This window comes from Agromyces sp. G08B096 (assembly GCF_040267705.1).
Taxonomy (GTDB): Bacteria; Actinomycetota; Actinomycetes; order Actinomycetales; family Microbacteriaceae; genus Agromyces.
In genome coordinates, this window is the sequence record NZ_CP158374.1 from 684,590 (window position 1) to 705,021 (window position 20,432).

The following is a 20,432-nucleotide window of genomic DNA, read 5'->3' on the forward strand; positions in this document are numbered from 1 at the left end:
GATGCCGCGCCGCGACGACCCCGCGCTGCGGGAGCTGGTGAACGCCGTCATCTGGCCGGGGTTCCTCGGCCGGCGGGTGCCCGACTGGCTGCGGCGCGAGCTCGACGCCGGGCTCGCGGGCGCCGTGCTGTTCGCCCAGAACCTGGGCGACCGGGCCGAACGACGAGCGCTCGCCGCAGCCCTGCACGCCGGACGCGACGACGTGCTCGTCGGCATCGACGAGGAGGGCGGCAACGTCACGCGGCTCGAGGCGAGGTCGGGCTCGACGCTGCCCGGCGCGTGGCAGCTCGGCTTTATCGACGAGGCGGCCGCGACCGAGGCCGTCGGCCGCGAGCTCGCCCGGCGCTCGCTCGCCGTCGGGGCGAACGTGGTGCTCGGACCCGTGGCCGATGTGAACGTCGACCCGGCGAACCCGGTGATCGGGGTGCGCAGCTTCGGCGACGAGCCCGAGCTGGTCTCGCGGCACGTCGCGGCGACGGTGCGTGGCATCCAGAGCGCCGGCGCGGCGGCCTGCGTCAAGCACTTCCCGGGTCACGGCGACACCCACGTCGACTCCCACCACGCGCTGCCGGAGCTCAGGATGCCCCTCGCCGAGCTCGAGCGGGTGCACCTGCCGCCCTTCGAGGCGGCGATCGCCGCGGGGGTGCGCGCCGTCATGACCGGGCATCTCGTGCTGCCGGAGTGGGGGGAGCTCCCCGCGACGTTGAACCCGGTGGCGCTCGGGCGGCTCCGCGCGCTCGGCTTCGAGGGCGCGATCGTCACCGACGCGCTCGACATGGCGGCCGTCCGGGCGACGGTCGGCGCGGGGCGCGGGGCGGTGCTCGCGGTGCAGGCCGGTGCCGATCTGCTGTGCATCGGGAACCCGGCGAACCCCGGCGCCCACGCGGCGCCCGACCAGGACGCGCTCGACTTCGCCGAGGTGCAGTCCGCGCTGCTCGACGCGATCGCGAGCGGCGAGCTCGAGGTCTCGGTGCTCGAGCGCGCCGCCGCGCGGGTGCGGGCGCTCGCCGCCGGGACGGGGTCCGGCGGGACCGGCGCCGGCACCGACGTCGACGCCCGGAGGACGGCCGCCAGCGGGTCGGGTTCGGCCGCTGCGGCGCCCGACGACGTCGACGCGGCATCCCTCGTGCGCCGGGCGATCTCCGTGCACGGCGATCTGCCCGAGGTGTCCGGCGCGGCCGTCGTCCTCGACGTGCGCCGGCGGCCGACGCTGGCCGTCGACAGCGGCGCCGACTACGTGGCGGCGGCGCTGAGCGGCGGAGGGACGGTCCGACGGATCGAGCCCGAGGAGGGCGAAGCCGGTGAGGTCGCCGCGGCCGTCGCGGCGGGCGGACCCGTCGTCGTCCTCGCCGACGCGTTCGAGACGTCGCCTGGGCAGCGGTCGGTCGTCGACGCGGTCCGCGATGCGGCCGTGCCGGCGGTGCTCGTGCACGTCGGCGTGCCGCTCGCCGAACCGCCGGCACTGCCGCTCGTCGAGACGCGGGCGGCGAGCCGTGTGGCGGCCGAAGCCGCGGGCGCCGTGCTCCGGGGAACCTTCTGATGAGGATCGTCTCGCTGCAGTCCGGCACGTCGGCCGACGGCATCGACGTCGCCGTCGTCGACGTCGGCGCCGTCGATATGCGGCCTGGCGAGCCGGGGGCCGCATCCGCCGACGACGCCGCCGACGCCGCCGTTCGGCTCGACCCGGTGCTGCTGCGCACCGTGCCGTGGGCGGCCGCGCTCCGGCGGGAGCTCCTCGACGCGGCGCTCGGCGCCCGTCTCGACGCGGGCGACTGGTGCCGGCTCGACACCCGGCTCGGGCAGGCGTTCGCCGCAGCCGCCGAGGAGGCGATCGCCGAGTCCGGCGGCCACGCCGACCTGATCGTCTCGCACGGACAGACCGCGCACCACTGGGTCGAGGACGGCCATGCCCGGGGCACGCTGCAGCTCGGCGAACCGGCGTGGATCGCCGAGCGCACCGGCGCGCCCGTGCTCTCGCACCTCCGCGCCGCCGACATCGCCGCCGGCGGCGAAGGCGCCCCGCTCATGGCGGTGTTCGACCGCCTCTGGCTGATCGGCGAAGCGCGTCGCATCGGACGCCCGCTCGCGACCGTCAATCTCGGCGGCATCGCGAACGTGCAGGTCGTCGCGCCAGACGGCGGCGTGCTCGCGTTCGACAGCGGTCCGGGCAACGCCCTGCTCGACGAGGCCGTCGCTCGCGCCACGGAAGGCGCCGAGGCCTACGACCGTGACGGACGCCGGGCCGCGTCGGGCCGTGTGCACGGGACGCTCCTCGCGGAGCTCCGGGCGCACCCGTACTTCGCGGCTGCGACGCCGAAGACGACCGGGCGCGAGACCTTCCATCTCGGCGTGGTCGATGCCGCGGCCGATCGAGCCGGCGCGCGCGACCTGCCGCTCGACGACCTCGCGGCGACGCTCGCTGAGCTGACGGCGCTCGCGGTGGCGGAGGCGCTCGACGGCACCGGCGCGGCCGAGCTCGTCGTCTCGGGCGGCGGGGCGCTGAATCCGGCGCTCCTGGCCCGGCTCGCCGATCACGCCGGGCGGCGGGGCATCCGCGTCGTCTCGAGCGCCGAACGCGGCCTCGATCCCGCGTTCAAGGAGTCGCTCATGTTCGGGCTCCTCGGCTACCTGTCGTGGCACCGGGTGCCGGTGCGCGTCGCGGGGCCCGCGTCCCGGATCGCCGGACGCATCACCCCGGGGCCGGCATCGTTCGCGTTGCCGGAGCCGCTCGGTGGCGTGGCATCCGTCGTCGTCGGCGCTGGTGCCGCGGACGACGGGGCCGCGGGTGGAGGGGGAGCAGCATGACCACGACCGAGCCCGGCGGGGCCGACGGGGCGGGGAGGACCCGGGACGGGTGGGCCGAGGCGGCCGGCGAGACCGGCGCCGCCTCCCGCGAGGCGCTCCGCGACGTGCTCGCAGAGCTCGCGACCGAAGCGGTCGACGACCGTCTCGCCGACTTCGACCTCCGCTCCACCGAGGCGCAGGTCGCGACGATGATCGAGGAGTCCGCGGTCGCCGTCTCCGCGGTGGAGGCTGCGGGACCGCAGATCGCCGCGGCCGTCGACGCCGTCGTCGCGCGGCTCCGGGCGGGCGGTCGCCTGATCTACACCGGTGCCGGGACCGCGGGACGGCTCGGCGTCCTCGACGCCAGCGAGATCCCGCCGACGTTCGGCACCGACCCGGCGCTCGTCGTCGGCGTCATCGCGGGTGGGGAGGCGGCGCTCCGGAACGCCGTCGAGAACGCCGAGGACGATCCAGAGCTCGGCGCCGCCGACCTCGCGGCGATCGGGGTGGGGCCGGGTGACGCGGTCGTCGGCATCTCGGCGTCCGGGCGGACACCCTACGTCGTCGGTGCGCTCCGGCACGCCGCCTCCGCCGGGGCGCTCACGGTGGCGCTGGCCGGCAATCGCGGCTCGGCGATCGGCGCGGTCGCCGACCTCGCGGTCGAGGTCGAAGTGGGCCCGGAGGTCGTCGCCGGCTCGACCCGGCTGAAGGCGGGCACCGCCCAGAAGCTCGTGCTGAACGCGATCTCGACCATCGCGATGGTGCGTCTCGGCAAGGTCCACGGCAACCTCATGGTCGAGGTGCAGGCGACGAACGACAAGCTCAGGGCGCGCGCCGAGCGGATCGTCATGCTGGCGACCGGCGTCGATGCCGAAGCCGCGGCCGCCGCGCTCGCCGCGACGGACGGGAGCGTCAAGGCCGCGATCCTCGTGACCCTGACGGGGGTCGCGCCGCACCTCGCCCGGGCGGCCCTGGAGCGCGAAGATGGGGTGCTGCGCGATGCGATCCGCCGCGTCCAGACCGATCCGGAGGAGCCCGATGTCCCCTGACGTGCTGTCCGGAGTCCGGCAGGCGCTGCCCAGGCTGAGCTCGTCCGAGGCGCGGGTCGCCGAGGCCATCATCGACGACCCGTCGCTCGTGGTCGACCTCACCATCACCGATCTCGCGCGCCGCTGCGGCACGTCGCTGTCGACCGTGGCGCGGTTCTGCCAGACCCTCGGCTACACGGGGTACCGCGAGTTCCGCATGGCCGTCGCGAGCGCGGTGAGCCGCGAGCAGGCCGAGCGCGACCGGTTCGGCCTCGCGGAGTCCGACATCAGCCCCGACGACGCCGCGACGGAGGTGATCGCCAAGATCGCGTTCCAGGAGACGCTCGCGATCGAGCAGACGGCTCAGGGCCTCGACGCGACCGCGCTCGACCGGGTGGCCGACGCGATCGCCTCCGCCCGGCACGTCGACCTCTACGGCTTCGGCGCGTCCGGCCTCACCGCGCAGGACCTCCAGCAGAAGCTCGCGCGCATCGGCGTCTCCGCCGCGTGCTCGGTCGACATCCACCTCGCGCTGGTGTCTGCGGCGCTCCGCGCGCCGGGCGACGTGGCGATCGCGGTCTCCCACACCGGAGAGACGACCGAGACGCTCGATGCGCTGCAGGTCGCGCGGGGTGCGGGCGCGTTCACGGTCGCCGTCACGAACTCGCCCGAGTCGCCGATCGCGGAGGCGGCCGACGTGGTGCTCGCCACGCACGCGCGCGAGTCGAGCTACCGCATGGGTGCCATGTCGAGCCGCATCGCCCAGCTCGCGCTCGTCGACTTCCTGTTCGTGCGGGTCGCCCAGCGCCGGCACGACGAGATGTCGGTGCCGCTCCGCCGTACGCGCGAGGTCACGGCCACCCACCGGGTCGGCGGGCGCCGGCGGCACGCCGGCTGACGGGGGCCGGCGGCACGCCGGGTGATGGGCGCGAGGGGCGCGCCGACGGGCGCTGGGTGGCGCGTCAACCCCGTGCGCGTGCCGGTGGCCGCCCGTAGCATCGGAGGCATCCGGTCGCGAGACCGCCCAGCGGCGGAGCATCCGCCGCCCCGAGGGGAGGCATCCGTGTCGCGCAACGTCCGCGTCTTCGACTGTCCGCCCGACGCCGTCTTCGAGGTGCTCGCCGACGCGTGGCTCTATCCCTCCTGGGTGGTGGGTGCGTCGCGCATGCGCGATGTGGACGCCTCGTGGCCCGCGCCCGAGGCGCGGCTGCATCACTCGATCGGGGTCTGGCCGGTGCTCATCGACGACGAGACGCGTTCGCTGGAGTGGCAGCCGCCGCTCCGCATGCGGATGCGGCCGAGCGGCTGGCCCCTCGGCGAGGCTCGCGTCCTCATGGAGGTGAAGCCCCGCGGGGCCGGGTGCGTCGTGCGCATGCAGGAGGAGGTCGTCGCGGGCCCCGGCTCCTGGGTGCCTGCGCCGCTCATGGACGTGCTCCTGCACCTGCGGAACGCCGAGTCGCTCCGCCGGCTCGCCTTCCTCGCCGAGGGCCGGCATCGCACGGGCCAAGACGACACCCGCCCGGTCCCGGGTCCGGAGTCGCAGGCGGCGGGCGCCGATCCGGCCGGCGCGGAGGCGCGATGAGCCGGATGCCTCGCGCCGAGCTCGACGCGGTCGTCGTCGGTGCCGGCCCGAACGGGCTGGCCGCGGCGGTGACCCTCGCGCGGGCCGGCCTGTCGGTGCGGGTCTACGAGCGCAACCCCACCCCGGGCGGCGGCGCGCGGACGGCCGAGGTCACCTTGCCGGGCTTCCGGCACGACATCTGCTCGGCCGTGCACCCGCTCGCCCTCGCCTCGCGGTTCTTCCGGGAGTTCGGCCTGGCGAGGCGGATCGAGCTGACCGTCCCCGAGCTCTCCTTCGGCCACCCGCTCGACGGCGGTCGCGCCGCGCTCGCCTGGCGCGACCTGGAGCGCACCGTCGACGGCCTCGGCCGCGACGGCGCCGCCTACGGCGGGCTCATGGGCCCGCTCGCCGAGCATGCGGGCGGCGTCGCCGACTTCACCGGCTCGCAGTTGCTCCGCGTCCCCGCAGACCCGCTCACGGCGGCACGGTTCGGCCTGTCCTCGCTGGAGCAGGGCACCGCGCTCTGGAACGCGCGCTTCAGCGAGGATGCCGCGCCCGCGCTCCTCACGGGCGTCTCGGCGCACGCCATCCTGCCGTTGCCGAGCGTCGCGGCCGCAGGCGCCGGCCTGTCGCTCGCCGCGTATGCGCACAGCGTCGGCTGGCCGGTCCCGGTCGGCGGGAGCCAAGCCATCGTCGACGCCCTCGTCGACGACCTCGTCGCGCACGGCGGCGAGGTGGTGACGGGGCATGAGGTGCGCACCCTCGACGAGCTGCCGGCCTCACGGGCGGTCCTGCTGGACGTCACGCCACGCGCCCTCGCACGGATCGCGGAGAGCCGGCTGCCCGAGCGCTACCTCGCGGCGCTCGACACGTTCCGCTACGGCAACGGCGTGGCGAAGGTCGACTTCGCGCTGTCCGAGCCCGTGCCGTGGGCGAACCCCGCGCTGCGGGAGGCTGGCACCGTGCATGTGGGCGGCACCCGGGCCGAGATCGCGGCTGCCGAGAACGCGGTGACCGCTGGGCGGCACCCGGATGCCCCGTACGTCCTCGTGTCGCAGCCGAGCCGGTTCGACCCGTCGCGGGCGCCCGAGGGCAAGCACGTCCTCTGGGCGTACACGCACGTGCCGCGCGGATCGAGCATCGACCGGGCGGAGGCCGTCACGGCGCAGCTCGAACGGTTCGCGCCGGGGTTCCGCGACACGATCCTCGCGACGACCTCGAGCACGGCCGTCGACGTCGAGCGGTACAACCCGAACTACGTCCTCGGCGACATCGCCTCCGGAGAGCCCGACCTGCGCCAGCTGGTACGGCGGCCCGTGCTCTCGACCGACCCGTGGCGCACGCCCGCGCGCGGGGTCTACCTCTGCGGCGCCTCCACCGCGCCGGGCCCTGGGGTGCACGGGCTGAACGGCTGGTACGCCGCCCGCAGCGCGCTCAGACACGAGTTCGGCACCCGTCTACTGCCCGACCTCTCGCCGCGCAGCTGACCGCCGCGCGGCACGTCTCAGATCTCGGCGACCTCGAGCTCGACCTCGACCGGGCCGCCCTCGACGAGGCCCTCGGCATCGCGCACGGCCTTCTTCATCGGCAGCACATAGGCGCCCTCGGTGGAGTCGGGGAACACCGAGGTCGACCAGGTCGATCCGCCGACGCGCACCCGGACGCGGACCGCACCGAACCCCCGGGGCGGCAAGGGCACCTCGCGGATGTCGGCCGACGCCTCCTCGGGCACGGTGACGAAGAACCAGTTGGCCTGGGACCGCCACTCCCAGAGCGGTGCGGTGAACCGGAAGCGCATGCCGCGAGCGTACCGGCGACCCCCGACGGCCGGCCGGCCGGCTGAGGGTCTCGGTGAAGAATCGATGCGGCGTCGTGCGCCGCCGATCAGCGCCCGACCGCGTCCCGCCAGGAGTGCCGCGGCTCGTATCCGAGCTCGCGCCGTGCCTTCTCGATCGAGAGCAGCGTGTCGTGCTCGCCCAGCTTGCCGCGCACCTCGACGCCGGGGAAGACCTCGGACACGAGCTCGGCGTTCGGGCGGCTCATCACGGTGTCCGCCGCGGCGATCACGTACCGCTCGAACCCCGGTCGCGCGGCCGCGAGGGCGCGGCTCACGGCCTGGGCGCCGTCGCGGGCGTCGACGTAGCCCCACAGGTTCCATTTGCGCAGCGACGCGTCGGCGTCGAACGCGGGGAAGGCCGCGTAGTCCTCGGGGTCCATGACGTCCGAGAAGCGCAGCGCGGTGATCGAGAGCTCGGGGTCCCACCGCACGAGCTGGATCGCGAGCTGCTCCTCGAGGTGCTTCACGAGGGAGTACGTCGTCTCGGGGCTCGTGACGTCCTCGTCGACCGGGATGTAGGGCGGCGGGGTGTCGAACGGCAGCCCGAGCACCGTTTCGCTCGAGGCCGTCACCACGCGCTTCACCCCGGCCCGGCGGGCGGCCTGGAGCACGTTGAACGTCGAGAGCAGGTTGTTGTGGAAGGTCGCGACGTCGCTCATCAGCCCCGGCGCGGGCACGGCGGCGAGGTGGACGATCGCGTCGACCCCGGCGTGATGCTCGTCGATGCCGGCCACTGCGTCGAGGACCTGCCCGGCGTCGGTGAGGTCGACGAGCACGACGCTGCCGCGCTCGCCGGAGCGATCGAGGTTCACCACCTCGTGCCCTTCCTCGCGAAGCGTGCGGACGACGGTGCGGCCGAGTTTGCCCGATCCGCCGGTGACGATGATGCGCATGCGCCCAGTCAACCACCGTCAACCCCTGGGAGCCGCGGATGCCTCGTGCCTACGCTGACCGCATGACCGAGGTCGACCGCCCGGGCGCCGAGCGATGGGTGCCGCCCGACGCCGATGTCGCCGCGCTCCGCCGGGCCGTTCCGGACTGCCGCGGCTGCGAGCTGTGGCGGGACGCCACGCAGGCGGTCTTCTCCACGGGCTCGCCGGAGGCGTCGGTGATGCTCGTGGGGGAGCAGCCCGGCGACCGCGAGGACCGCGAGGGCGAGCCCTTCGTCGGCCCGGCGGGGCGGGTGCTGGATGACGCGCTGGCCGCGGCCGGCATCGCTCGTGCCGACGCCTACCTCACGAACGCGGTCAAGCACTTCCGCTTCGAGCTGCGCGGCAAGCGGCGCATTCATGAGAAGCCCGCGGTCGGCCACCTCGTCGCCTGCCGGCCGTGGCTCGCGGCCGAGCTCCGTGCGGTGCATCCGTCGGTCGTCGTCGGCCTCGGCGCCACCGCCGCGCGGTCGCTCCTCGGCAGTCCCGTGCGACTCGGCGACCTGCGCGGGCGCGTGCTGCCGCCACCGGAAGGGGCGCCCGCTCCCGTCGTGCTCACCCAGCACCCGTCGGCTGTGCTGCGGGTCCGGGACGCGGACGAACGCGGGGCGGCTTTCGACGCGCTCGTCGCCGACCTCGCGATCGCGGCCGAGGCCGTGAAGCATCCCCACAGCTTCGCTCCCTAGGCTCGGGATCCCTGGCAGACCCCTGATGAAGGAGCCTTCCCATGCAGTGCCCCAACGACGGAGCCGTGCTCGTGATGAGCGAGCGCAGCGGGATCGAGATCGACTACTGCCCGCAGTGCCGTGGCGTGTGGCTCGACCGCGGCGAGCTCGACAAGATCATCGAGCGCGCCGGGCAGGAGTTCCAGCCGCAGGCGCAGCGGCCCGTCCCGCCGCAGGCGGCACCGCAGGCGCCGCAGGGCTATCCGGCGCAGCCGCAGGGCGCTCCGCAGGGCCAGTCGCAGAACCCCATGGACCTGCTGCGCCAGATGACGGGCGGCGACCGCCGGTACGACGACCGCCGCTACGACGAGCGCCGCTCGGACGATCGCGGGTACGACCAGGGGTACCGCCGGAAGAAGAAGGACAACTGGCTGAGCGACCTGTTCGACTGAGCAAGCCGTTCGACTGGGGTCGGAGGGTCAGACCCGCACGGTCCGCACCGTGCGATGCAGGGCCCTGACCGCCCGCACGAGGCCGCTCAGCACCAGCCCGATCACCGCGCCCGCGGTGTTCGCGAGCAGGTCGCGCGGGTCGGAGATGCGGTCGTCGATCGGGATCTGCGCCAGCTCGATCGCCGTGCTCACCGCCCCGGCGGCACCGAGCGCCCAGATCCACCGCCGAGGCCCCGCGAGCATGGCGAACAGCACGCCGACGGGGACGAACATCGCGATGTTCGCCGCGAACTCGAGCGGGGACCCCGTGGTCCAGGTCGAGCGGTCGAGCCAGATCGACGGCGTGAGCACGCCGCGCGCCGCCTCGTAGCCGATGGCGTGCCAGGACACGGTCCGAGCGTCGCCCACGCCACGAGGGCGAGGTAGCCCGCGGTCACGAGCGCGAGCGTCGGGCGGCGGGACATGCTTCCAGCATCCTCCGCCTGGCTATGAAGCCGCCGCAGACCCGCGGGGGAACTCCTGGGAGCGGTCCGGGATCAGGCGGTGGCGACCGTGACGGATCCCGTCCCGGTCGCGGCGGCAGCCGTCGCGCGGCGACGCGATGCGGCCGCGCCGGCCGCGGCGACCGCCATGACGACGACCGCGAGGGCGGTGATCACCGCGCCCACCCAGATCGGCGACGTGTACCCGAGCCCCGCGGTGATCGCGACCCCGCCCGCCCAGGCGCCGAGCGCGTTGCCGAGGTTGAACGCTGCGATGTTGGCCCCGGAGGCGAGCGTCGGCGCCGTCCGCGCGTACGACATGACCCGGCTCTGGAGCGCAGGCACCGTTCCGAAGCCGAAGCCGCCCATCGCGATGAGGAGCACGATCGTCGCCGCCTGGCTGCCGGCCAGCAGACCGAACAGCACCAGGATCACCACGAGGGCCGAGAGGAAGACGAGCAGGGTGCCGTCGATCGAGCGGTCGGCGAGGCGTCCGCCGATCCAGTTGCCGACGAAGAGACCGCCCCCGAAGAGCACGAGCAGCCACGGCACGGCGGCTTCGGCGAAGCCGCCGACGTCGGTGAGCGTGTACGCGATGTAGGTGAAGGCGCCGAACATGCCGCCGAAGCCGAGCACGGTGACCACGAGGGAGAGCCAGACCTGACCCGAGCGGAATGCGCCCAGCTCGAGCCGGAGGCTCGTCCCGGCCGCGCCGGTCGCATCGGCGGTCCCGGCGCCGGCGGCAGCCACGGCCGCGGCGCGACGGCGGGGCACCAGGAGTGCGATGCCGGCGAGCGCGATGACGCCGATCGCGGTGATCGCCCAGAACGTCGCGCGCCAGCCGAACTGCTGCCCGATGAACGTGCCGAACGGGACGCCGAGGACGTTGGCGGCGGTGAGCCCGGTGAACATGATCGCGATCGCGCGGCCGGCCCGCTCGGGGGCGACGAGGCTGGCGGCGACGACCGAGCCGATGCCGAAGAAGGCGCCGTGGCAGAGGGCGGCGATGACGCGCCCCGTGAGCATGAGCTCGTAGCCCGGGGCGAGGGCGGAGACGGCGTTGCCGGCGATGAAGAGACCGAGCAGTCCCATGAGCACGGGCTTCCGCGGGAGGCGCGTGGTCGCGGCGGTGAGGCCGAGGGCGCCGACGACGACTGCGAGGGCGTAGCCGGAGATCAGCCAGCCGGCCGCGGCCTCGGTGACGCCGAAGGTCGCGGCGACCTCGGGCAGCAGGCCCATGATGACGAACTCGGTCAGCCCGATGCCGAAGCCGCCGAGGGCGAGGGCGATGAGGCCTCCGGGCATGGTGATACCTCCGGTAGAGTGGGGTGGGTAGTTGCACGCGCGCACTATTGCGACGGCGGGTAGAATACTTGCACACGCAAATAGAAAGCGCAAGCAACTCACTCCGTCGCGCAGGTGCGCCGACCGGAGTCGACACGAGGAGGACCGCATGGGCATCGCCGACGACGCCGTCGAAGTGCGCGCGCAGGGCTGGCGCACGCTCGCGGCGCTGCACGGGTTGATCGAGGCCGAGCTCGAGCGCGCGCTCGACGCCTCCGCAGGTCTCTCCGTCGTCGAGTACACCGTGCTCGACGCCCTCAGCCGTCAGGACGGCTGGCACATGCGGATGCAGCAGCTCGCGCGCGCCGCAGCACTCAGCCCGAGTGCCACCACCCGCCTGGTCAACCGGCTCGAAGATCGGGCGCTGCTCACCCGGGTGCTGTGCGCCGACGATCGTCGCGGCATCTACACCGAGCTGACCTCCGCCGGCCGGGCCCTCTACGAGCGCGCGCGGCCGGTGCACGACGAGACGCTCGAGCGCGTGCTCGACGAGGCCGAGGCGCGCCCCGAGCTCGCGCCCGTGGTACGCGCCCTGCACGAAGCGCCCGCGCTGCTCGGCTGAGCGGCCCGGCCGGATTCAATGCCCCCGACGGGGCATCCGCTCAGCTCGGTTCGCCGCCTGCGATGTTCACCATCCAGCTGACGCCGAACCGGTCGACGAGCATGCCGAAGGCGTCGCCCCATGGCGCGACCTCCAGGGGCACCACCTCCGAACCGCCCTCGCGCAGCGCATCCCAGTAGCCGCGGAGCACGGCGTCGTCCTCCGACTCGCCTGAGAGCGAGATCGAGATGCCCGCCGGTGCCGCATACGGCGTGCCCGGTGGCGTGTCCGCGGCCATCAGGGTGAGACCGTTCGGCGTCGTGAGCTGGCCGTGCATGATCTTCTCTCCGTCGGCGGGGTCCTCGGACATGCCGAACTCGGCGAATGTCGAGGTGCTGAGCTCGCCGCCGAACACGGAGCGGTAGAACTCCAGTGCCTCCCGGGCGTTCGCCTCGAAGCTGAGGTACGGGTTGAGCGTGACGGACATGGCGTCCTCCTCCGGTCGCGTGGCGTACGCGCCGATTCTCGTCCTCCGCGGCGCGGAACGCGAGCAAATCTCGGTGCAGCGTTGACAGCACTCGGGGACCGGCGTACGTTGTAATCAACAAGATGGTTGATCAAGGAGTCAGTTGATGATTGTGGATCCGAGCGCCGACGATCGGCTCGACCGGGCCTTCATGGCCCTGGCCGACCCCGTCCGTCGGCGCATCGTGGCCCGGCTGAGCCGCGGCCCGGCCACCGTCAACGAACTGGCCGAACCGTTCGCCATCACCAAGCAGGCGGTGTCCAAGCACATCCAGGTGCTCGAGCAGGCCGAGCTCGTCACGCGTACGCGCGACGCGCAGCGCCGGCCCGTGCATCTGAACGCTGCGACGCTCGAAGCGCTCACCGCCTGGATCGACCGCTACCGGCTGATCCACGAGCAGCGATTCCGTGCACTGGACGCGCTGCTCGGCACCATCGCCGACCCCGGCACCGGCGACGCCGACACGGATGCTGCCGCCGGAGCAACCGACAAGGAGCAGGAGCAATGAGCAATCCCGTCACCATCAACGCCCCCGAGGGGCTGCCGTTCATCGAGATCGTGCGCGAGTTCGACGCCCCCGTCGAGGCCGTCTTCCGCGCGCACCGCGAGCCCGAGCTCGTGAAGCAGTGGCTCGGCCCGAACGGCTACGAGATGACCATCGAGCGCTGGGACTTCACCACCCAGGGTGGCTACCGCTACCTCCACCGCGACCCCGACGGCGGCGAATGGGCCTTCAACGGCACCTTCCACTCCGTCCGCGAGAACGAGTTCGCCGTCCAGACCTTCGAGTTCGAGGGCGTGCCCGACGTCGTGGCGATCGAGACCATGACGTTCGAAGACCTGGGCAACGGCCGCAGCCGGCTCACCGGCCACTCGACCTACCCGAGCGTCGAAGCCCGCGACGGCATGGTCGCCTCCGGCATGGAGCGCGGAGTCACCGAAGGCTTCGAGCGGCTCGACGCCCTCGTCGCGGGCCCGGCGCGGGAGGCCTGAGATGGACTGGACGCTCGAGGTCGTCATTGTCCCCGTGAGCGACGTCGACCGGGCGATCGAGTTCTACCGCGACCGGCTCGGCTTCGTGCTCGACCACGACACGCACGCCGGCGAGCACCGGTTCGCCCAGCTGACCCCGGTGGGGTCGGGGTGCTCCATCGTGATCGGCACGCTGCCCGCGCAGAACGAGATGGCGCCCGGGTCGCTGAAGGGCGTGCAGCTCGTCGTCGCCGACGCCGAGGAGGCCCGCGCCGAGCTCGTGGGGCGCGGCGTCGAGTGCAGCGAGATCCAGGTCATCGACCCGCGCGACGGCGGCACGTTCTTCGGATTCCAGGATCCCGACGGCAACTCCTGGGCGGTGCAGCAGATCCGCGACCGCGCGAGGCATCCGCTCATCCCCGTCGAGGCGCGCCGCCGCTTCGGCGCCGAGCAGGAGAGCGCCGAGCCGTCGGCCTGACGTGCGCTCCAGCGCCGACGGACCCGGCTCCCGCGAGGAGCCGGGTCCGTCCGTGCGAGGATCGACGCATGCCCGCCGAGCCCGAGATACTGCGGTACGCCGCGTTCACCGCCGATCCCGCCGGCGGGAATCCCGCCGGCGTCGTGCTCGACGCGGCGGGCCTCGACGACGACGCCATGCAACGCATCGCCGCCGAGGTCGACTACGCCGAGACGGCGTTCGTGGTCGGCACCGACGCCGACGGCGCACGGCGCATCCGCTACTTCTCGCCCATCGCGGAGGTGCCGTTCTGCGGACACGCGACTATTGCGACGGCCGTCGTGCTCGCCGAGCGAGCGGGCGCAGGCGAACTCCGGTTCCGCACCGCGGTCGGCGACGTCGTGATCGAGACGGATGCCTCGGCGACCGCCGCCTTCACCAGCGTCGAGCCGCGCGTGGCCGACCTCGCCGACGACGTGCTCGACCGGCTGCTCGACCTGCTGGGCCTCGACCGAGCCGATCTCGACCCCCGCTTCCCGCCTCGGGTCGCCTTCGCCGGGAACCCCCACCCGGTGCTCGTCGTCGCCGACGCCGACCGGTTCGACGGGTTCGCGTTCGATCCGGCCGCGGTGCGCGCCCTCATGGACGCCGAGGGGTGGCCGGGCACCGTGAGCGTGCTCCGCGAGCTCGGGGCCGGTGCCTGGGAGGCCCGCAACCTCTTCCCCGTCGGCCGGATCACCGAAGACCCGGCGACGGGCTCGGCGGCGGCCGCCTTCGGCGGCTACCTCCGCGGGCTCGGCCGCGTCGATCCGCCGGCGCGAGTGCGCATCCACCAGGGCAGGCACGTGGGTCGGCCGAGCGTCCTCGACGTCACGATTCCCCCGACGGGCGGCATCACGGTCACCGGCACCGCGGTGCGGATCGCGTGATCGAGTCGCCGTTCGTCGATCAGCCGTTGCGAGCGAGCCCCGATCGGGCGAAGATGACCCGGGGGGAAATGATGGGGGAATCGAAGGCATCCGGCGCCGTGGCCCACGCACTCGCGAACGTCGAACCGCGTCTGTCGGAACGCCTCGGGCTGACCGCCGATCTCGCGGTCGCCGTGCGCGGCGAGGTGCCGGTCCCCGAGCTGGCCGAGGCGCTCGCCGACGTCGACCGGGCCCTCCCGTGGGACGCCGAACTCGTCGTCACCGTCGTCCGCACCCCCGAGCAGCTCGACGGGCTGCCGGCGTGGCTGTTGGAGTGCGGCGTCGTCGCCCCCACCTGGGTGGTGCACGGTGCGGCGCTCGAGGGCGCCGAGGGCGAGGCATCCGTGCGCGATGCGCTCCGTGACGCCGGCTTCACGACGCTCGGCTCGTGCCGGGTGGCGGAGGGCTGGCAGGCGCTGCGCGCCGTTCCGCCGCGCTTCGCCTGAGCGACCCGAGCCCGGCGAGACCGGTGCGCACGACCTCGACGATGATCGTCGCGGCGCTGCCGTCGGGGTCGAGTTCGGGGTCGTAGATCGCCAGATCGGCGCCGATCGCGTGCGGGGCGAGCTCGGCGAGCAGCGCGGCGAGGCCGGCCGGCTCGAGCCCGCCCGGGTCGGGGCTGTCGACGGCGGGCATCCACCGCGGGTCGAGCACGTCGACGTCGACGTGGATCCAGAAGCCGTCGAGCCCGGCCGCGTCGACGACCGAGCGGATGCGTCGTGCTGCCGCGCTCGGCTCGGACGCGGCGAGGTCGTCGGCGGTGAGGACGTCGCCGAGGGTGTCGCGCAGTTCGGCGAGCTCGGCCGCGTCGTCGCGGTAGCCGGCCTGCACCGCGTCGACGGGCCGCACCAGAGGCGCGAGCCCGTCGGGCGAGCTCACCTGCTCGTGATGCAGGCCGACGGCGGCGGCGAGCGCCTCGCCGCCGAGGGTGTCGGCCGCGTCGCTCGTGGCCGGCCGGCGGAAGTCGCCGTGGCCGTCGACGTACACCAGGCCGATGCGTGCGCCGCCGCGCCGCAGGGCGAGCAGCGGGCCGAGCACGAGACTGCAGTCTCCGCCGACGACGAGCGGGGTGCGCCCGCGGTCGAGCACCGCTTCGACGCGGTCGGCGAGCGCCCGGGTGTGCGCGAGGATCGCCCGTTCGTTCCGGATCGCCTCGCCCGCGCCGGGCGCCGGCCGGTAGCGGCCCGCGAGCACCGTGCCGGCGTCGCCCGCGCTCGGGCCGAGGGCCGCCCCGAGCCCGGCCTCGCGCAGCGCCTCGGGGGCCTTCACCGTGCCGGGCACCGCCCCGGGCTCCGGCGGCCGCAGGCCGAGGTTGGTGGGCGCCCACACGATGTCGATCGACATGCCGACATCCTGCCCGGCACCCCCGACAGCGGCACCTCCGGCAGCGGCGCCGGCAGCGGCGCCGGCCGGCCGCGGGTAGCCTCGAGACCATGCAGACCCGCGTTCTCGGCCGCACCGGCCGCACCGTCTCCGTCATCGGCCTCGGCACCTGGCAGCTCGGCGCCGACTGGGGCGAGGTCGACGAGGCCGACGCCCTCGCCGTGCTCGACGCGGCCGCCGGGTCGGGGGTGAGTGTCTTCGACACCGCCGACGTCTACGGCGACGGCCGCAGCGAGTCGCTCATCGGTCGATGGCTGCGCGAGCACCCCGACGCGGGGGTGACGGTGGCCACCAAGATGGGTCGGCGCGTGCCGCAGCTCGTCGAGCACTACACCCTCGAGAACTTCCGCGCCTGGACCGACCGCTCCAGGCGCAACCTCGGCGTCGACACGCTCGACCTCGTGCAGCTGCACTGCCCGCCGACCGCGCTCTACGGCGACGACCGCGTGTTCGACGCGCTCGACACGCTCGTGTCCGAGGGGGCGATCGCCGCCTACGGCGTGAGCGTCGAGCTCGTGGACGAGGCGCTCGCGGCCATCGCTCGGCCGAACGTGGCGAGCGTCCAGATCATCCTGAACGCCTTCCGGCTGAAGCCGCTCGACGAGGTGCTGCCCGCGGCGCAGGCCGCGGGCGTCGGCATCATCGCACGCGTCCCGCTCGCGAGCGGGCTGCTCTCGGGCCGGTACACGCTCGACACCACCTTCGCCGAGAACGACCACCGGACCTTCAACCGGCACGGGGAGTCCTTCGACGTCGGCGAGACCTTCTCGGGCGTCGACTACGAGACCGGCGTGCGCGCCGCGGCGGAGTTCAGTGCGCTCGCGGCCGCTGCGGCGCCCGAGGCCACCCCCGCGCAGGTCGCGCTGGCGTGGGTCGCCGCGCAGCCGGGCGTGAGCACGGTCATCCCGGGTGCCCGGACCCCCGAGCAGGCCCGCGCGAATGCCGCGGCCGGATCGCTCGACCTGCCGTCGTCGTTCTTCGACGCGGTGCGCGAGCTCTACGACCGCGAGCTGCGGGCGTCGATCCACCCGCGCTGGTGAACCGCGGACCCGTGGTCCGACGGGCGGATTCTCGCGAAAACTGACCCCTTCGGGGGTCATTCCCGATAGATTGCATGCGTGCGCATGCCGTTGGGGGGCGTGCACGCAGCAGGTGCGCGAGCACACGCGTTCAGAACGGGCATGTTCAGATTCGGGGGAACGAATGGACGAAGTCAGGGAACCGGCTGAGGTGGCGACCGCCACGAGCACGAGGAGCCGGATGCCCCGGCGCCTGGCTGCACTGGCCTGCGTGGGCGCACTGGCGCTCGCGGTCGGCATCGCGGGGCAGGCGAACGCCTCCGAGGCCGCGTCGGCGCGATCGACGGTGACGGATGCCGCGGCCGGCGCGACCATGGGGCTCGGCGCCGCGGGGGTCGACGTCGCCGCGCTGCGGCTCGGGTCGGCGACCCACCTCGCCGCCGAGACGTCGGCGACGGCGCAGGCGCTCGCGGGCGAGGCATCCGCCGTGCTCGGTGCCGATCAGGTGGCCGCCCTCGTCGAGGCCCGTGCCGCGCTGCTCGGCGCGGCGACCACCGCCGCGACGCCGGCGCCGATCCTCGCCGCGCGCTCCGCGCTGGCCGCAGAGGCCGAACGGGTCGCCGCGGCGCTCGCCGAGTTCCGCGCCGCCGAGGCCGCGCGCCTCGCGGCCGAGGCGGAGGCCGCGCGCCTGGCCGCGGAGCAGGCCGCTGCCGCGGCCGCTGCTGCGGCCGAGGAGGAGGTGTCGGAGTGGACCGGCGGCGACGAGGCTGTCTCAGCCCCGGCACCCGCGGCCCCGGCCGCCGAGGCCTCTGGCTCCGACGCCTCGGCGTACCCCGGGCTGCCCGCCGCTCCGCGCCCCGAGGACTGCGGTCCGTGCGTCGGGCGCGAGATGGTGCCGGTCTTCCACAACGGCACCTGGCGCTGGGGCTGCCGCGCGTAGCACCTGATCGAAGCGACCGAGAGGCCGCCGGCGACCTGTTCGCCGGCGGCCTCCGTCGTTCGTGAGCTCAGCGTGGCGGCGGCCCGTCGAGCGGGCTCAGGGGAGCTGCGGCGGGCCGACCCAGTCGGGGTCCTCCCCGTGCTCGTACGCGTACCGGCGTGCCTCGGCGCGCGCCTGCCGCCAGTCGTCGGCGATCTCGGCGACGCCGGGCCGATCGGCCAGGCCGGGGACGCGGTGCAGCACGTCGAGCGCGAGCCGGTAGCGGTCGAGGTCGTTCAGGTGCACCATGTCGAACGGCGTCGTCGTGGTGCCGCGTTCGATGAAGCCCCGCACGTGCAGCTGCTCATGTCCCGTTCGGCGGTAGGCGAGCTGGTGCACCAGCGACGGGTAGCCGTGGAACGCGAAGATCACGGGCCGGTCGGCGGTGAACAGGGCGTCGAACGCCTCGTGCGGGAGCCCGTGGGGGTGATGCTCGGGATCTTGCAGGCGCATCAGGTCGACGATGTTCACGACCCGTACCGAAAGGTCGGGCAGCCGCTCCCGGAGCAGCTGGGCGGCCGCGATCGCCTCGATCGTGGGCACGTCGCCCGCCGCGGCGAGCACGACGTCGGGCACGGATGCGCCGGGGTCTGCCGGATCGAAGCCCGGTTCGTTACCCGCCCACGGCCAGACCCCGAGCCCGGCCGCCACGTGCGCCCTCGCCTCCTCGAGCGAGAGCCAGGCGGGCTGGGGCTGCTTGCCGGCGACGACGACGTTCACGCGGTTCTGCGTGTCGAACGCGTGGTGCATCACCTCGAGCAGCGTGTTGGCGTCGGGCGGCAGGTAGACCCGCACGATCTCCGCCTGCTTGTTGACCACGACGTTCAGGAAGCCCGGATCCTGGTGCGAGAAGCCGTTGTGGTCCTGGCGCCACACGTGCGACGAGAGCAGGTAGTTCAGGCTCGCGACATCGCCCCGCCAGGGCACCTCCTTCGCCGACTCGAGCCACTTCGCGTGCTGGTTGAACATCGAGTCGACGAGGTGGACGAACGCCTCGTAGCTGGTGATCAGGCCGTGCCGTCCGGTGAGCAGGTACCCCTCGAGCAGGCCCTGCATGAGGTGCTCGCTCAGCGCCTCGATCACGGCGCCCTCTCGCGCGAGATGCTGGTCGAACGGATGCCCCTCCTCCTGCCACGCCCGGTGCGTGACGTCGAACACGGCGTCGAGCCGGTTCGAGAGCACCTCGTCGGGGCCGAAGAGGCGGAACGTGCCGGGGTTTCGTCGCAGCACGTCGGCGAGCCAGCCGCCGAGCACGCGCGTGCCCTCCGCGATGGTGCGGCGCGAGCCATCCGTCTGCACCGCGTGGCCGTCGGTGTCGGGCAGCACGATGCTCCGGGCGATGCCGCCGTTCGCGAACGGGGAGGCGCTCATCCGCAGGTGCCCGTGGGGGCGCAGCGCCTCGAGCTCGGCGACGGGAGCGCCGGCGTCGTCGAAGAGCTCCTCGGGGCGGTAGGAGCGCAGCCAGGCTTCGAGCTGGGCGAGGTGCGCCGGGTTGTCGCGCACGCCCGCGAGCGGCACCTGGTGCGCCCGGAAGCTGCCCTCGACCGGCACCCCGTCGACGACCCTCGGACCTGTCCACCCCTTGGGGGTGCGGAGCACGATGAGGGGCCACCGGGCGCCCGACGCCCGCGGGTCGTCGAACGCCCCGGCCGCGCCCTCCTCGGCGATCCGCTCGAGGCGGTCGTACGCCTCGTCGACGGCCTCGGCCATCGCGCGGTGGACGTGCATCGGGTCCTCGCCGTCGAATCCGCCGGTGACGAGCAGCGGCTCGTAGCCGTTGCCCCGGACGAAGTCGACGAGCTCGGATTCGGGGATGCGGGCGAGCAGCGTCGGGTTCGCGATCTTCCAGCCGTTCAGATGCAGGATCGGCAGCACCGCACCGTCGGTGCGCGGGCTGAGGAACGCGTTCGCGCGCCAGCTCGCGTTCAGCGGCCCCGTCTCCGCCTCGCCGTCGCCGACGACGCACGCCGCCACGAGACCCGGATGATCGAGCGCGGCGCCGTAGGCGTGCATGAGGGAGTAGCCGAGCTCGCCGCCTTCGTTGATGGAGCCGGGCGTCTCCGGGGCCGCGTGCGACGGGATGCCGCCGGGGAAGGAGAACTGGCGGAAGAGCCTGCCCATGCCCTCGGCATCACGGGTGACCTCGGGGAAGAGCTCGGAGTACGTTCCGTCGAGCCACGTGTTCGCGACCATCGCGGGGCCGCCGTGCCCGGGCCCGCAGACGTAGATCGTCGCGGTGCCGCGTTCGACGATCGCGCGGTTCAGGTGCGCGTAGACGAGGTTCAGGCCGGGCGACGTGCCCCAGTGCCCGAGCAGCCGGGGCTTGATGTCCCCGGGTTCCAACGGCCGGGCGAGGCTCTGGTTCCGCATGAGGTAGATCTGGCCGACCGACAGGAAGTTCGCCGCACGCCACCAGGCGTCGACCACCTCGAGCGGCACCGCAGCGCGGCCGGTCGGGCTTGGTTCGGCGCGCGGCTCCCTCATCGCCCGCGGGTCCGAGCCGGT

Annotated in this window: 23 protein-coding genes; 16 read left to right on the forward strand and 7 right to left on the reverse strand. The window is 74.0% G+C overall.

Annotated features, from left to right (window positions below):
• The first annotated feature begins 1 nt into the window (after position 1).
• The 6 genes from ABIQ69_RS03320 (at position 2) to ABIQ69_RS03345 (ending at position 6,860) form a co-directional block, all read left to right on the forward strand.
• The gene (locus ABIQ69_RS03320; RefSeq protein ID WP_350348985.1) at positions 2 to 1,540 is read left to right on the forward strand and encodes a glycoside hydrolase family 3 N-terminal domain-containing protein; all 1,539 of its coding nucleotides are present in this window, start codon (positions 2 to 4) and stop codon (positions 1,538 to 1,540) included.
• Positions 1,540 to 2,805 carry an anhydro-N-acetylmuramic acid kinase gene (locus tag ABIQ69_RS03325; protein WP_350348986.1) on the forward strand — a complete coding sequence of 422 codons (1,266 nt, stop codon included), beginning with the start codon at positions 1,540 to 1,542 and terminating at the stop codon, positions 2,803 to 2,805. The genes ABIQ69_RS03320 and ABIQ69_RS03325 overlap by 1 nt, the downstream gene beginning before the upstream one ends.
• Entirely contained in the window at positions 2,802 to 3,833 is a 1,032-nt protein-coding gene (murQ, locus tag ABIQ69_RS03330) for an N-acetylmuramic acid 6-phosphate etherase (protein WP_350348987.1), read from the forward strand. The genes ABIQ69_RS03325 and murQ overlap by 4 nt, the downstream gene beginning before the upstream one ends.
• Positions 3,823 to 4,710 (forward strand): MurR/RpiR family transcriptional regulator, encoded by an 888-nt coding sequence (locus ABIQ69_RS03335; protein WP_350348988.1) that lies wholly within the window; start codon positions 3,823 to 3,825, stop codon positions 4,708 to 4,710. Before murQ ends, ABIQ69_RS03335 begins: the two co-directional genes overlap by 11 nt.
• Before the next feature lie 165 nt (positions 4,711 to 4,875).
• Complete coding sequence (locus tag ABIQ69_RS03340) at positions 4,876 to 5,394, forward strand: SRPBCC family protein (protein WP_350348989.1); 519 nt, start codon at positions 4,876 to 4,878, stop codon at positions 5,392 to 5,394.
• Positions 5,391 to 6,860, forward strand: coding sequence for an NAD(P)/FAD-dependent oxidoreductase (locus ABIQ69_RS03345; protein WP_350348990.1), 1,470 nt, complete (start codon positions 5,391 to 5,393; stop codon positions 6,858 to 6,860). Before ABIQ69_RS03340 ends, ABIQ69_RS03345 begins: the two co-directional genes overlap by 4 nt.
• Before the next feature lie 17 nt (positions 6,861 to 6,877).
• Here ABIQ69_RS03345 and ABIQ69_RS03350 read toward each other — a convergent pair whose 3' ends face one another.
• Complete coding sequence (locus ABIQ69_RS03350) at positions 6,878 to 7,171, reverse strand: DUF1905 domain-containing protein (protein ID WP_350348991.1); 294 nt, start codon at positions 7,169 to 7,171, stop codon at positions 6,878 to 6,880.
• Between the two features lie 86 nt (positions 7,172 to 7,257).
• Entirely contained in the window at positions 7,258 to 8,103 is an 846-nt protein-coding gene (locus ABIQ69_RS03355; RefSeq protein ID WP_350348992.1) for an NAD(P)-dependent oxidoreductase, read from the reverse strand.
• 62 nt (positions 8,104 to 8,165) lie between these two features.
• Here ABIQ69_RS03355 and ABIQ69_RS03360 point away from each other — a divergent pair, with 62 nt between their 5' ends.
• Positions 8,166 to 8,825 carry a UdgX family uracil-DNA binding protein gene (locus ABIQ69_RS03360; protein ID WP_350348993.1) on the forward strand — a complete coding sequence of 220 codons (660 nt, stop codon included), beginning with the start codon at positions 8,166 to 8,168 and terminating at the stop codon, positions 8,823 to 8,825.
• A gap of 41 nt (positions 8,826 to 8,866) precedes the next feature.
• Positions 8,867 to 9,256, forward strand: coding sequence for a zf-TFIIB domain-containing protein (locus ABIQ69_RS03365; RefSeq protein ID WP_350348994.1), 390 nt, complete (start codon positions 8,867 to 8,869; stop codon positions 9,254 to 9,256).
• Positions 9,257 to 9,283: 27 nt separating this feature from the next.
• On the opposite strand, the gene ABIQ69_RS03370 is transcribed toward ABIQ69_RS03365, so the two are convergent.
• On the reverse strand, positions 9,284 to 9,646 hold the full coding sequence (locus ABIQ69_RS03370) for a VanZ family protein (RefSeq protein WP_350348995.1): 363 nt from the start codon (positions 9,644 to 9,646) through the stop codon (positions 9,284 to 9,286).
• Positions 9,647 to 9,792: 146 nt separating this feature from the next.
• A complete protein-coding gene (locus tag ABIQ69_RS03375) occupies positions 9,793 to 11,043 on the reverse strand; it encodes an MFS transporter (RefSeq protein WP_350348996.1) in 1,251 nt (416 codons plus the stop codon).
• A 148-nt stretch (positions 11,044 to 11,191) separates the two neighbouring features.
• On the opposite strand from ABIQ69_RS03375, the gene ABIQ69_RS03380 reads away from it, so the two are divergent.
• The gene (locus ABIQ69_RS03380) at positions 11,192 to 11,644 is read left to right on the forward strand and encodes a MarR family transcriptional regulator (protein ID WP_350348997.1); all 453 of its coding nucleotides are present in this window, start codon (positions 11,192 to 11,194) and stop codon (positions 11,642 to 11,644) included.
• Positions 11,645 to 11,684: 40 nt separating this feature from the next.
• Here ABIQ69_RS03380 and ABIQ69_RS03385 read toward each other — a convergent pair whose 3' ends face one another.
• The gene (locus tag ABIQ69_RS03385; protein ID WP_350348998.1) at positions 11,685 to 12,110 is read right to left on the reverse strand and encodes a VOC family protein; all 426 of its coding nucleotides are present in this window, start codon (positions 12,108 to 12,110) and stop codon (positions 11,685 to 11,687) included.
• 145 nt (positions 12,111 to 12,255) lie between these two features.
• Here ABIQ69_RS03385 and ABIQ69_RS03390 point away from each other — a divergent pair, with 145 nt between their 5' ends.
• The 5 genes from ABIQ69_RS03390 to ABIQ69_RS03410 all read left to right on the forward strand — a co-directional run bounded on the left by ABIQ69_RS03390 (position 12,256) and on the right by ABIQ69_RS03410 (position 14,992).
• Positions 12,256 to 12,657, forward strand: a complete 402-nt coding sequence (locus ABIQ69_RS03390) for a metalloregulator ArsR/SmtB family transcription factor (protein ID WP_350348999.1) — start codon at positions 12,256 to 12,258, stop codon at positions 12,655 to 12,657.
• Positions 12,654 to 13,142, forward strand: coding sequence for an SRPBCC family protein (locus ABIQ69_RS03395; RefSeq protein ID WP_350349000.1), 489 nt, complete (start codon positions 12,654 to 12,656; stop codon positions 13,140 to 13,142). The genes ABIQ69_RS03390 and ABIQ69_RS03395 overlap by 4 nt, the downstream gene beginning before the upstream one ends.
• A 1-nt stretch (position 13,143) precedes the next feature.
• Entirely contained in the window at positions 13,144 to 13,599 is a 456-nt protein-coding gene (locus ABIQ69_RS03400; RefSeq protein WP_350349001.1) for a VOC family protein, read from the forward strand.
• A 68-nt stretch (positions 13,600 to 13,667) separates the two neighbouring features.
• Positions 13,668 to 14,507: a PhzF family phenazine biosynthesis protein gene (locus tag ABIQ69_RS03405; RefSeq protein WP_350349002.1), complete on the forward strand. Its 840-nt coding sequence runs from the start codon at positions 13,668 to 13,670 to the stop codon at positions 14,505 to 14,507.
• 98 nt (positions 14,508 to 14,605) lie between these two features.
• Positions 14,606 to 14,992, forward strand: coding sequence for a hypothetical protein (locus ABIQ69_RS03410; protein WP_350349003.1), 387 nt, complete (start codon positions 14,606 to 14,608; stop codon positions 14,990 to 14,992).
• Here the strand turns inward: ABIQ69_RS03410 and ABIQ69_RS03415 are convergent.
• The gene (locus ABIQ69_RS03415; protein WP_350349004.1) at positions 14,919 to 15,890 is read right to left on the reverse strand and encodes an arginase family protein; all 972 of its coding nucleotides are present in this window, start codon (positions 15,888 to 15,890) and stop codon (positions 14,919 to 14,921) included. The genes ABIQ69_RS03410 and ABIQ69_RS03415 overlap by 74 nt on opposite strands.
• A gap of 89 nt (positions 15,891 to 15,979) precedes the next feature.
• Between ABIQ69_RS03415 and ABIQ69_RS03420 the strand changes: the two genes are divergently transcribed.
• Together ABIQ69_RS03420 and ABIQ69_RS03425 are read left to right on the forward strand one after the other, a co-directional pair.
• Positions 15,980 to 16,969, forward strand: coding sequence for an aldo/keto reductase (locus ABIQ69_RS03420; protein WP_350349005.1), 990 nt, complete (start codon positions 15,980 to 15,982; stop codon positions 16,967 to 16,969).
• Positions 16,970 to 17,189: 220 nt separating this feature from the next.
• A complete protein-coding gene (locus ABIQ69_RS03425; protein ID WP_350349006.1) occupies positions 17,190 to 17,888 on the forward strand; it encodes a hypothetical protein in 699 nt (232 codons plus the stop codon).
• Positions 17,889 to 17,984: 96 nt separating this feature from the next.
• Here ABIQ69_RS03425 and ABIQ69_RS03430 read toward each other — a convergent pair whose 3' ends face one another.
• The gene (locus ABIQ69_RS03430; protein ID WP_350349007.1) at positions 17,985 to 20,411 is read right to left on the reverse strand and encodes a phosphoketolase family protein; all 2,427 of its coding nucleotides are present in this window, start codon (positions 20,409 to 20,411) and stop codon (positions 17,985 to 17,987) included.
• Positions 20,412 to 20,432: the final 21 nt, after the last annotated feature.

Bases quoted from the DNA above. Each gene is read 5' to 3' on its own strand.
- ABIQ69_RS03360 (WP_350348993.1), top strand. From the start codon at position 8,166: ATGACCGAGGTCGACCGCCCGGGCGCCGAGCGATGGGTGCCGCCCGAC.
- ABIQ69_RS03415 (WP_350349004.1), bottom strand. From the start codon at position 15,890: ATGTCGATCGACATCGTGTGGGCGCCCACCAACCTCGGCCTGCGGCCG.
- ABIQ69_RS03355 (WP_350348992.1), bottom strand. From the start codon at position 8,103: ATGCGCATCATCGTCACCGGCGGATCGGGCAAACTCGGCCGCACCGTC.
- murQ (WP_350348987.1), top strand. From the start codon at position 2,802: ATGACCACGACCGAGCCCGGCGGGGCCGACGGGGCGGGGAGGACCCGG.
- ABIQ69_RS03380 (WP_350348997.1), top strand. From the start codon at position 11,192: ATGGGCATCGCCGACGACGCCGTCGAAGTGCGCGCGCAGGGCTGGCGC.
- ABIQ69_RS03335 (WP_350348988.1), top strand. From the start codon at position 3,823: ATGTCCCCTGACGTGCTGTCCGGAGTCCGGCAGGCGCTGCCCAGGCTG.
- ABIQ69_RS03385 (WP_350348998.1), bottom strand. From the start codon at position 12,110: ATGTCCGTCACGCTCAACCCGTACCTCAGCTTCGAGGCGAACGCCCGG.
- ABIQ69_RS03345 (WP_350348990.1), top strand. From the start codon at position 5,391: ATGAGCCGGATGCCTCGCGCCGAGCTCGACGCGGTCGTCGTCGGTGCC.
- ABIQ69_RS03400 (WP_350349001.1), top strand. From the start codon at position 13,144: ATGGACTGGACGCTCGAGGTCGTCATTGTCCCCGTGAGCGACGTCGAC.
- ABIQ69_RS03320 (WP_350348985.1), top strand. From the start codon at position 2: ATGCCGCGCCGCGACGACCCCGCGCTGCGGGAGCTGGTGAACGCCGTC.
- ABIQ69_RS03405 (WP_350349002.1), top strand. From the start codon at position 13,668: ATGCCCGCCGAGCCCGAGATACTGCGGTACGCCGCGTTCACCGCCGAT.
- ABIQ69_RS03395 (WP_350349000.1), top strand. From the start codon at position 12,654: ATGAGCAATCCCGTCACCATCAACGCCCCCGAGGGGCTGCCGTTCATC.
- ABIQ69_RS03350 (WP_350348991.1), bottom strand. From the start codon at position 7,171: ATGCGCTTCCGGTTCACCGCACCGCTCTGGGAGTGGCGGTCCCAGGCC.
- ABIQ69_RS03420 (WP_350349005.1), top strand. From the start codon at position 15,980: ATGCAGACCCGCGTTCTCGGCCGCACCGGCCGCACCGTCTCCGTCATC.
- ABIQ69_RS03325 (WP_350348986.1), top strand. From the start codon at position 1,540: ATGAGGATCGTCTCGCTGCAGTCCGGCACGTCGGCCGACGGCATCGAC.
- ABIQ69_RS03425 (WP_350349006.1), top strand. From the start codon at position 17,190: ATGCCCCGGCGCCTGGCTGCACTGGCCTGCGTGGGCGCACTGGCGCTC.
- ABIQ69_RS03390 (WP_350348999.1), top strand. From the start codon at position 12,256: ATGATTGTGGATCCGAGCGCCGACGATCGGCTCGACCGGGCCTTCATG.
- ABIQ69_RS03365 (WP_350348994.1), top strand. From the start codon at position 8,867: ATGCAGTGCCCCAACGACGGAGCCGTGCTCGTGATGAGCGAGCGCAGC.
- ABIQ69_RS03375 (WP_350348996.1), bottom strand. From the start codon at position 11,043: ATGCCCGGAGGCCTCATCGCCCTCGCCCTCGGCGGCTTCGGCATCGGG.
- ABIQ69_RS03430 (WP_350349007.1), bottom strand. From the start codon at position 20,411: ATGAGGGAGCCGCGCGCCGAACCAAGCCCGACCGGCCGCGCTGCGGTG.